Here is an 8,418-nt window from a genome sequence, read left to right on the forward strand (position 1 = left end):
TTAGGGCGGACTCGGGTATCAGTGGTGATGGTTCTGTTCCATACGGTCACCGGTGTCGAGAAACGTCATCGTTTCTCGACACCGCCGGGGATACCACCTTCCGACGGTACGAACCCTGCCACTTATCACGGCCATGTACTGCGGCAGGCCCCATCGTTTCGTCATTTTTTGTTCGGGTTCCAGTGTCCGAGAAAAGGGGCGGATTCCCGGGAGTCAGAATTATGGTTGTCTGCTGGGTCGCGTGGATGGTCATCCAGGGGATCGAGCTCTGCGCAGCCGCAGCCGCAGCCGCAGGTGCGCATGGATGGTCACGTCGCGACCTGCGACGCGGGCTGTCAGCAGAACTCGAAATTTCGGCGTTACTCAGTCGACCCGACTGTCCACAAAGCGTACGAAGATCTGCGCCAAAAGGCAGCAGCAATGTCACGGAGACGGTCTGCCGACTGTGACTGCTTAAATATAAGCGCACGCACGCGTGCGTTACCGGCAGTCAAGGTCGAAATCAAGTGTCGACGTTCAGTTGTGTACTTCTTCACCGCACCTTGCCGGCCGACCGGCCTTCGCGGCTAGGGTTCTGCCGTGCTTTCGCAAGGAGGGCACGCGTCGGACGAAACACGCCGAGTCCTGCCCCGTCCGATGATCGCCAAACCAACGGCAGGAGCGGGGGAACCACTTCCCGGGCGCCGCGAAGCGCCCTTGGGGTGAAGCCGCAAGATGCGGCCGGGCATTTCCCAGCCCGAACCCGACAGCTCACCTCGCAGGCGTGGGGAAAGGGCATCAAGATGTCCCATGCGCGTGCTCGGCATCGCGGAACCAGGCGGACCACAAGGTATACTCGCTCGCTAGTCGCCATTCCGACGCTTGCCGCCGCCATCGGCGGCGTCGGCATCGGAGTCTCGGGGCCCGCCAGCGCGGCACCATCCGAAGACCAGATATTGTCGGCAATTGTTCAATGCGAGTCCGGAGGCAACCCGACCACCGTCAACTCGATAGGCGCCGGCGGGCTGTTCCAGTTTCTTCCCGGCACGTGGCAGGCGGTCGGTGGAACCGGGCTGCCGCAGAACGCCAGCGTTGCCGAGCAATGGAAGCGTGCCCGGATCCTGTACGCCCAGCAGGGCACGGCTCCCTGGACCGCATCGCAGTCCTGCTGGGCTGGAAAAGTCGGCAGTGTCGCCGACACGGCTCCGACCGCTACTGAGTCACAACCAGCGAATGCCCAGGAACAACCGACGAGCTCGGCCGGCGGGGGCGGGAACAACGCCGGCGACGGGAACAACGCCGGCGCCGCTCCCCAGGATGCCGGCAGCCTTCCAGTCCCTCCCTCCACCACGGACCACCACTGGCCTTCCTACCAGTCGTCCTGGTATCAGGACACCCGCCCGGCCGACGACTAGACGGCGGACGTTGGGGCGTTCCTCCAGACGACCCTGCCAGCCGAGCAGGCAAACAGCTGCCCGTTCCTGAAGGGAAATCTTCGGAAATCCCGAACCGCCCGTACTGGTGCCGTCGCGGGCCCGCCCCGATGGACGAGATAACGGTTATACAATAATCAGTGTCGCTTGGATGGGCGTAACCGAAATCAAGCTCCAGGTTCCTGGCCTACGAAGATGAAAGCAAACAAAATCGAACATCGGCCTAACTCGGTGGCATTGGTGCAGGAGTCCCCGGCTTTCAGCCGGACCGGAGCCAAAGGAAATCCGGCCGGGCGCCGTACGGCGCCCGGCCGGAGGAGCGATCGGTAGCATCGAACATGACGTGCGGGAGAGCGTCAGGGGCGGGGCGGTGCCGTCCCGCACGGCTAAATGTCCGATAATGACAGTATGATTATGCTCAGCAATGGTTTGGATGCTGGGACGCCGTTCCCCCACGTTGTGGCTGGTTTCCGCCGCCGGGAACCTGCCGCCTCCACGGCTGGCATCGGCGGAGATCTGTTGCGTTATGGGAAAGCAAGACATAACGGACTCCGTCTGAATGTTGATCAGATCGCCAGGGTGGGCTCGATGAAGGCAGTCGACACCCGTAGGCGCGGTTCGGTGTCGACGGCGAGTTCGTAGTGGCCACGGCGGATGTTCCGCACGAACGCATGCCCGGGGTTGACGGTCTGGGCGGAACGGACACGTTGTAGTCCGCACATCGGCCGCAGCCTGACCTTCGGCTGGCCGTGATCGGACTCGATCCGGTTGTTTGCCCGCCGGGCGTCGATGTGACAGGAGGCTGGGCAGCAGCTCGTCGAGGACCCTTGGGTAGGTGGCGGCCTGCTCGGCGCTCACCTCGACCGGGCGCCGGCCGTGCGACAGCGCGACGGTGAAGAAGCGGTGGGCCACGGCCAGATCGCGGTGGTCGGCGGCGAGGACGTCGATGACCTGGCCGTCCTGGTCGACCAGCGGCGTCCTTCGCCGCCCTGCGCGGTGCCCGTCCGATCGGGGCCTTCTCCGGCAGGATCCACCGGCATCGTCTCAACCGGGGTGGGGACGGCCAGGCCAACACCGCCCTGCACCGGATCGTTCTCACCCGGCTGCGCTGTGATCCTCGGAGCCGGACCTACCAGCAGCGACGGATCGCGGAAGGCGCGACCCGACGGGAGATCGTCCGCTGTTGGAAGCGGTACGTCGCCCGGGAGATCTATCACGCGCTCCCGCGGACCACCGGCCGGACGGCTGGACTGGTCGGTCCAGCGGCTTGACGAACATAGGGGCGTCAGACCCGCACGGACAGTGTCGCCCATCGACGCCGCAGGAAGTATCCGGTCATGCCGCTCCCCGGGCACTCGACCCGGTGCCTGTCGACGGCCGCGTCAACGTCGGCTCCAGCCTGTCGCCACTCGCACTGATCGAGTTACGCCGCCGTTGCCCCGTTGCCCCGTTGCCCCTGGCTCCGCGTCGGGCCATGGAATCTGGTAAGGTCGATGCGTTGCAGTTGGAGTTTCCTCGAACGTTTCGAACGCCCGTGGAGTCTGACAGCGGGCGTTTTTCGTTTTCCAGTCCTATCCGACATGGGGACGATCACACCACGGCAACCCGGGACTCGCAGCAGGCGGCCCGGTACGGCCCCCACGAAGGAAAAGAACACATGGCTCAGGGCACTGTGAAGTGGTTCAACGGCGAGAAGGGCTTCGGGTTCATCGCCCAGGACGGCGGCGGTCCCGACGTCTTCGTTCACTACTCGGCCATCGACAGCGCCGGCTTCCGCAACCTGGAGGAGAACCAGCGCGTGGAGTTCGACATCACGCAGGGCCAGAAGGGTCCGCAGGCCGAGCACGTCCGCCCGGTCTGATCTGCGGTCGCGGACGATCATTCTTGTCGGTCGCGTCGAACACGGTGACGAACGGCCGCATCGAGGCCCATGGGCGGCTTGCAAGATCTAGCGGGTCGGAGTCGCGTGTGGGTGGATAGCCCGCGGTCCGTTCGGCCTTGCCGAGGACGACCGTCGCTAGGACCGTGACCGACCAGCACTGCACGTCCCTCCCGGGCTTTGTACCGTGCCGAAGCTGACGTCGGGGCGGTCATCGGCGGTTTCAGTCGGGTCGTGGCCGTGCGATGGTCAGCGGTCGTGCTGTTTCGGTCGACGTATCTGATCACGGTGAGGCTGTCTGGCTCGCTGAGTCTGGCGCTGCGCAGATCCGCGGTGAAGGATGTCGAGATCCTGATGCCAAGGCACGAGGTCCCGGTCCTGCGCCGTCAGGTTGCCCACCGCGCCTCTCATGGCCGGACCGTGGGATCTTGTCCGCGTTGACGCGGCTGCTACCCGACGAACTACGTCGCCATCGCATTGTCGCTCCTGCCACGCTGTCAGCGTGGCATCACCGTCTGGTCACACGCCGGTGGACGTACCCGAACCGGCACGGACGCCCAACAATCGATGACGAGCTGCGCGAGCTGGTCGTCCGGCTGACCCGGGAGAACCCTCACGGGGGCACCGCCGCGTTCAAGGAGAACTCACCCGGCTCGGACGGCGCTGTTGCATTCGCCGATCACAGGCGATCTTCACTGCGGATCTTCCTGTCGGACGCGCTCATGTGCCCCGGTCAGTGGGCTACCAGCCGCCCGGAGCCGTGTTGGTGAGCCTCGACGCCGGAGGACTTGCGGCCAAGATCTGCCGGTGTACGCGAATGCAACAGTGCCCTCCGAAGCCCGGGCGGAGCCGCGGGCCTCCGGTCAGTGGTCGCCGGACCAGGGGCCGACTCCCCCGACGCGGTCAACGGAGATCGAGAGCACGTAGCCCTCGGGCGGGTTCGGCGTCGGGGGGTAGCTGGCGTCCGGGCCGAGGTAGACCTTGGCGAGGCGGTTCAGGAGGGCGGGCGCGCCGCCCTCGTTGACCGTGGCACGCCCGTGGACGATGAGGTACTCGGCCAGGCCGGCCGCGTTTGTCACGCCGCCTTCGATGGTCAGTACGACCCGCGGGTCCCGCCGGATGTTACGGATCTTCTGGTACTCCGCCAGATGGGCGGTCACGATGGCGTCCCCGTCCAGCCCCACCACACCACGCTCGCCTGCGGGCTGCCGTCCGGGTTGAGGGTGACCAGGTGACCCAGATGCCCACCGGTGATCACAGATCGCGCCTCGTCGGTCAGTGCGGCCACGCAGACCCCCTCGGTGTCAGGTAGGAGGCGGCGCCCGGAGCAGCGGGAACCACCGTCCGCACCAGCCTAGTGTGGGCAGCGGGACTGTAAATACTAAGCGTGGTGGCTGTCCGGCGTGTTGACTGTCCGAGTGGTGCGTCGTCCACACCGAGTTTTGACTGTTTGCAGCAGGGCTGGTGCGTGTACCGGGCGGCAGGTCGGTCCTGGTCAGCACGCGGGGTACCCGACCCGGAGGAGCTTTCGCGCGAGCAGCGCGTCGTGCTTGCCCGCCAGCTCCTGGCGGGCAATGCCGAGCTGGCTGAGCGGTGCCGCCGGACGGAGGAGAAAGCCGCCGAGACCGTACTGCGCGGAGCGCGTTTCGGACGTCCGCGTCAGTTGGCGTCGGGCTGCGCGCGGGGGGTGGGCCGTGACAGCTGGAGTTCGGATCGTGGGGCGCTGCCGCTGCTGCGCCGGTCTCCCTTGTCGTGCTCTGGCTGCCCGACGCCGCCTCGTAGCGACTCGAAAATAGCCATGCCCTGGCCGACAAGGGCACTGGCGATCTCGCCGATGCCGTCCGCGCCGTTCAGCACGGTGACGTTCGCTCCCGCCAGACCAGACGCTGCCTGCTTGACGATCTCGGGCAGTTGATCGATTAGCATCCGGTCGAGTGCGACACGGTTATGTGACGCCGCAGCTTCGGCCTGGATCTTCATCTTCTCGGCCTCGGCCAGGGCCAGGATGCGCACCCGCTCGGCCTCTGCTTCAGCCGGCTTGACGACTTCGGCGACGAGCTGCTGTTGGCGCAGCTCCGCCTCGCGCTGGGCCAGCTCGGTCTGGGCGGCGATGACGCCACGCTGGGCCTGCGCCTTGGCCAGCGGTCCTGCCTGAGCGGCTTCGGCCTGCGCCTTGTCGATCTCGGCTCGGTACTGGGCCTGCACGACGGAGGTCTGTCGCGCGTACTCGGCCTGCTTGCGCTGCGACTCCTGCTCGGCCTCGGCGGCTGCCTGGTTGGCCTGCGCCTGCGCGATCTGGGCCTGTCGTTGGATGGCAGCGTTGTGTGGCGCCGCGATAGCCGCGATGTAGCCGAGCCCGCCGTCGTCGATGGACTGGATCTGCAGCGCGTCGACTGTCAGCCCGATCCTGGCCATCTCCTCCTTGGAGCCGTCCAGTACCTCGGTAGCGAGCTTCTGCCGCTCCTGGATTATCTGCTCGACCGTCATCGAGCCGATGATCGACCGCAGATGGCCGGCGAAGATCCGTCCGGCCAGCACCGACATTTGGTCCTGGTCTGACAGGAAGCGCTGGCCGGCGTTGACGATGCTTTCGCTGTCGTTGCCGACCTTGAATGCGATGACGGCGCGGACGTTGAGGGCGATGCCCTGGTGGGTCACGCAGGTCTCGGCAACCTCCGCCTCGCACATGGACAGCTTCAGGAAACGAACCTTACGAAAGAACGGTATGACGAAGCCGCCGTGCCCGGTGACCACACGGAACGGTGCCTCGCCGCGGTTCTTGCCTCCCGAGATCAGCATTGCTTCGTCAGGCGCAGGCACTCTGTAGCCCAGCATCGTTGCTCCCTCAGACCAAGTCAGCTACCGCTGTCGACCGTGATGGTGAAGTCTGTCCACGGCACCACGTCGACGGTACGCGGCCCCCGGCTACCGACCACGAGGACGGAAGCGCCCTTGGGCAGCGGGTCGTCGGACCAGGCGAGGTAGGTCTCGACACCGCCACGCACCTTCAGTTTCACCTCGCCAGCGCCGCCAGGGCCCCGAGTGGCGACGATGAGGGGGCCGACGCGACCGATGACCGACGAGTCACCCACGGCATTCTTCCTCCCGCCCATGCTTCCGAGTAGCCATCGTCGACCGCTGAACACCACTGTGGCAGGCGGGATGTCCTGTGCGGAGGGTACTGGTGCCGAAGACTGTGTCATGGGTCTTGACCTACAGCATCATCCTGCGGCCAGCTGTCCATGGCCGTCTATCTTGACGGTCCCCGCTCGGGCATGGTCGGGGCTTGTGGCCCTGCGTCTGCCATACCTGATCCTGCCGCATCCTGCTGGGCGTCTCCGGCTGGCGCTGGTACTGCTGACACGTTCGGCCGCCGCGAAGGAGGCCGGGATCCTCGTGTTACGCCACCAGGTCGCGCCTTCCACTTTTCGGCCCCGCAGCGGGGGACACGGTCGCCTACCCGGCTGTCGTCCCGTCAGGGCTGTCGGTGCCCGGGCCGGGGCGGTCATGGGGCCGGTTGAGCGCCTCGTCGCCGGAGCGCAGCTTGTCGATGTCGCGCCTCCTCACGCACCGCCATCTTGGCGGCACATACTCACCGCGAATCTCCGGGCTGTGCGCCACCTGACATCCGGTTAGTAACTGTTCAAGAGGTTGCTGAGGGCCCGCTGTGTACGGGTGTGGCGACGATCGGGTTGCCGCGGTCCAGTCTCATCAGCAGTTCATGAGGACCTTCCGGCAGCACGAAAAGATGATCGTTCCGCCTTGGGTTCAGGCGCCGGCGGCGGTGACGATGCCGTCGGTGGCGAAACCCGCGATCAGACCGAGCAGGATTCCGTAGGCGAGCAGATCCATACGTCGGGTTCTCGCCGCTACGGTGATCAGTTGGATGACGACGTAGAGGATCGACCCTGCCGCCAGCGTCAGGAAGGCCACGCTGAGGGCTTCGTTGGTGAAGCTGTGTCCGACAGCGGTACCGATGAATGTGGGGCCGCCGCCGATAAGACCCATGGTCAGCAGAAATCCCCAGCCGGGGCGGACGGGGGTACCAGCGGTGTCGCCGGCCAGCGGTGCGACGATTCCGAAGCCTTCGGTGGCGTTGTGCAGCCCGAAGCCGATGACCAGCAGGGTGGCCAGCGTGACTTCACCGGAGGCGGCGGACTGGCCGATGGCCAGGCCTTCAGCGAAGTTGTGCAGCCCGATCCCCGCCGCGATCAGCAGGCTGAGGCGTTTCGCCGGGGACCATGCTGCCAGGCCGACCTGTCGAGTTGTCAGTTCCCCCGCGGCCATCGTGCCCGGTCCGAACCGGCGTTCTCCGCCGGCGGCATGGCCCATCCACCGCTCATAGACCACCAGCGACAGCAGACCCACCGCGATCCCGCCGTTGAACAGTAGCCCGTAACCGACCGCCCGGCCGATGCCGTGGTGGTCGGTGTGTATCTCGGTCAGCGCCCCGTCGATGGGCTCCCAGGCCGCAGACAGCACATCCCACACCAGGAACAGCAACACGCCGACCGCCGCCGCGTTCAGGAGCGCACGCAGTGTGGGTGCGGACCGCCTGAGTCGCCCTACCGGCAGGCCGAGCAGAATCGTCGCTCCGGCGATGGCGCCGAGTAGCAGCGTGCGGCCCAGACCCATGTGTCCTCCTCCGACAGATCAGTTAGGTTAGGCTGTCCTAAATTGTGCGTAGAGGCAAGTTTTTCCTGATGGGACTGCTGACCGGACGGTTCAGCGGTGGGAGCGACTCACCTCCGAGGCACCTACTGCTGGGAGCGCTGTTGCGTTCACCGATTACCGACGATCTTGATTGCAGGCCTTCCCGCCGAAGGAAAAGTCTCCCGATACGCACCTACGGGTGGCGGCTGCCGCGGGCATCCCCGCCGAACCCTGGCCGCACCGCCTGGCACGACTGGCAGTTCGAGCTGTCCCCACCCAGCAGGCGCCTCCTTCGCCCAGCAAATGCGTGGCCAACGGGTGGAGCCACTCGCCCCTGTCGAACACGCCCCGCTCCCGGTTCACTGGGAGGAGTCGAAACAGGTGAGAGAACTCGTCTCACGGTGTCCGCGAGGGCCTCGGTCAGGTGCCGACGTAGGCCGCGAGGTGCTCGCCGGTGAGGGTGGAGCGGGCGGC

7 protein-coding genes, 2 pseudogenes and 1 riboswitch are annotated in these 8,418 nt (G+C 66.2%); of the genes and pseudogenes, 3 read left to right on the forward strand and 6 right to left on the reverse strand.

The genetic code is table 11. The features are described 5' to 3' along the window. Window positions 1-631: 631 nt before the first annotated feature. A riboswitch (cyclic di-AMP (ydaO/yuaA leader) is annotated at window positions 632-778 on the forward strand. A gap of 4 nt (window positions 779-782) precedes the next feature. Beyond that, complete coding sequence (locus tag NBX02_RS23340) at window positions 783-1,394, forward strand: transglycosylase family protein (RefSeq protein WP_445548506.1); 612 nt, start codon at window positions 783-785, stop codon at window positions 1,392-1,394. A gap of 584 nt (window positions 1,395-1,978) precedes the next feature. On the opposite strand, the pseudogene NBX02_RS17465 reads toward NBX02_RS23340, so the two are convergent. Beyond that, a pseudogene (locus tag NBX02_RS17465) lies at window positions 1,979-2,381 on the reverse strand (DDE-type integrase/transposase/recombinase); the annotation flags it as partial. A gap of 5 nt (window positions 2,382-2,386) precedes the next feature. On the opposite strand from NBX02_RS17465, the pseudogene NBX02_RS17470 reads away from it, so the two are divergent. Together NBX02_RS17470 and NBX02_RS17475 are read left to right on the forward strand one after the other, a co-directional pair. Then, window positions 2,387-2,683, forward strand: a pseudogene (locus tag NBX02_RS17470) (transposase); the annotation flags it as partial. Window positions 2,684-3,069: 386 nt separating this feature from the next. Then, complete coding sequence (locus NBX02_RS17475) at window positions 3,070-3,273, forward strand: cold-shock protein (protein WP_131764847.1); 204 nt, start codon at window positions 3,070-3,072, stop codon at window positions 3,271-3,273. A gap of 881 nt (window positions 3,274-4,154) precedes the next feature. On the opposite strand, the gene NBX02_RS17480 is transcribed toward NBX02_RS17475, so the two are convergent. The 5 genes from NBX02_RS17480 to NBX02_RS17500 form a co-directional block, all read right to left on the reverse strand. Next, window positions 4,155-4,451: a hypothetical protein gene (locus NBX02_RS17480; RefSeq protein WP_250286248.1), complete on the reverse strand. Its 297-nt coding sequence runs from the start codon at window positions 4,449-4,451 to the stop codon at window positions 4,155-4,157. After that, window positions 4,448-4,579: a pyridoxamine 5'-phosphate oxidase family protein gene (locus tag NBX02_RS17485; protein ID WP_250286246.1), complete on the reverse strand. Its 132-nt coding sequence runs from the start codon at window positions 4,577-4,579 to the stop codon at window positions 4,448-4,450. The genes NBX02_RS17480 and NBX02_RS17485 overlap by 4 nt, the downstream gene beginning before the upstream one ends. Before the next feature lie 371 nt (window positions 4,580-4,950). Beyond that, window positions 4,951-6,126 carry an SPFH domain-containing protein gene (locus tag NBX02_RS17490; protein WP_250286244.1) on the reverse strand — a complete coding sequence of 392 codons (1,176 nt, stop codon included), beginning with the start codon at window positions 6,124-6,126 and terminating at the stop codon, window positions 4,951-4,953. A 20-nt stretch (window positions 6,127-6,146) separates the two neighbouring features. Continuing rightward, entirely contained in the window at window positions 6,147-6,383 is a 237-nt protein-coding gene (locus NBX02_RS17495) for a hypothetical protein (protein ID WP_250286242.1), read from the reverse strand. Between the two features lie 676 nt (window positions 6,384-7,059). Next, window positions 7,060-7,926, reverse strand: coding sequence for a ZIP family metal transporter (locus NBX02_RS17500; protein WP_250286240.1), 867 nt, complete (start codon window positions 7,924-7,926; stop codon window positions 7,060-7,062). Between the last annotated feature and the right edge of the window lie 492 nt (window positions 7,927-8,418).

This window comes from Protofrankia sp. CiP1_Cm_nod1 (genome assembly GCF_920888515.1).
Lineage (GTDB): Bacteria > Actinomycetota > Actinomycetes > Frankiales > Frankiaceae > Protofrankia.

Coding starts and splice junctions, on each gene's coding strand:
- NBX02_RS17490 (WP_250286244.1), bottom strand. CDS start 6,126: ATGCTGGGCTACAGAGTGCCTGCGCCTGACGAAGCAATGCTGATCTCG.
- NBX02_RS17500 (WP_250286240.1), bottom strand. CDS start 7,926: ATGGGTCTGGGCCGCACGCTGCTACTCGGCGCCATCGCCGGAGCGACG.
- NBX02_RS23340 (WP_445548506.1), top strand. CDS start 783: ATGTCCCATGCGCGTGCTCGGCATCGCGGAACCAGGCGGACCACAAGG.
- NBX02_RS17475 (WP_131764847.1), top strand. CDS start 3,070: ATGGCTCAGGGCACTGTGAAGTGGTTCAACGGCGAGAAGGGCTTCGGG.